Genomic DNA, 1,105 nt, shown 5'->3' with positions numbered 1-1,105 from the left:
AAAGTTAAAAAACGGGTCTGGGTATTCTTTGCTGAAGGACAGCGTTCCCTGCCCCATCCCCACTACCGAAAAAGATGCGCACCGCGCCGCTCCTTCAAATCCGACATTACCCATGAGACGGCGGCGTTCAACCACGATCGTACCGGCAAAAGGTTTGTCTTGGCGCTATCCCCCAGCGTTGTTGCACAAATGACACGATTTGGCCTCACTCCGAAAGCTCCCGTTAACCAATGGCCCTCCGCAAGCCGTTGCAAACGGCGGATTCCGGCGACGGTCGGCCCGAAATGTGACCTTGGCCCGAGTCGCGAACCAGGGAATTGCCGCAGAATCGACACATCGCTGGGCCGCACCTTGGCAAAGGGTCGATTTTTCAAGGATAATAGCGCCGGCTTGTTGATTGTGCCGGCGCTTTTCTTTATCCACCGGCGCAACGGAGAGGTGGCCGAGTGGTCGAAGGCGCTCCCCTGCTAAGGGAGTAGAGGTCAAAAGCTTCTCGTGGGTTCGAATCCCATCCTCTCCGCCACCCTACACCCTGCGGGCTTCGGGTGGCAGGCCATCCTGCTTCGCGCTGTGCGCTTCGCAGGACAAGTCCAGCGAATCCCCTCTCCGCGCGAAGCAGGATGCCCTCCGAAGCCGTAGCGAAGGAGGGCCGCAACCTCTTGGAACGCTTGCACAATCGCGGTTGGCATATTCCTCCTTGCGAAGGAGGATGCACTCCAATGCGTTGGCGAGGGAGGGCCGGTTCGTGTGGTACGTATATCTGCTGGAAAGCAAGACTGCGGGAGGCGAGCGCTATATCGGTGTGACCTCGGACCTGAAGCGACGGATCGCCGAGCATAACGCCGAAAATCCCGCCATACCTCCAAATTCCTGCCATGGCGGATCGTGACCTGCATCGCCTTCTCGAACCAAGCCAAGGCGACCTCATTCGAGCGTTATCTCAAATCCGGTTCCGCGCATGCTTTTGCCAGCAAACGCCTTTGGTGACCCATCTGCCGCTCCTCACGCGATCGTGCAATAATCAGCGGTTTTCCCAAATAATAACGCAATATCAGCTACTTACGACAGAAACACACGGTGCCAATTCCGCTCTTTCGTTCGATTC

Annotated in this window: 2 protein-coding genes and 1 tRNA gene; all 3 read left to right on the top strand. The window is 57.3% G+C overall.

Features of this window, described 5'->3' with window-relative positions:
- Positions 1 to 471 (top strand): hypothetical protein (locus NKI19_RS32730; RefSeq protein WP_352951296.1); only part of this gene is annotated, 471 nt, incomplete at its 5' end.
- A tRNA-Ser gene (locus NKI19_RS32725) sits at positions 433 to 523 on the top strand. The genes NKI19_RS32730 and NKI19_RS32725, both read left to right, overlap by 39 nt.
- 186 nt (positions 524 to 709) lie before the next feature.
- Positions 710 to 889 (top strand): GIY-YIG nuclease family protein, encoded by a 180-nt coding sequence (locus NKI19_RS33010; RefSeq protein WP_502899381.1) that lies wholly within the window; start codon positions 710 to 712, stop codon positions 887 to 889.
- The last annotated feature ends 216 nt before the right edge of the window (positions 890 to 1,105 follow it).

The organism is Mesorhizobium sp. M0751 (genome assembly GCF_040320265.1).
GTDB lineage: Bacteria > Pseudomonadota > Alphaproteobacteria > Rhizobiales > Rhizobiaceae > Mesorhizobium.
Note: the sequence above shows the minus strand (reverse complement) of the source record. Positions and strands in the feature narration are given on the sequence as shown.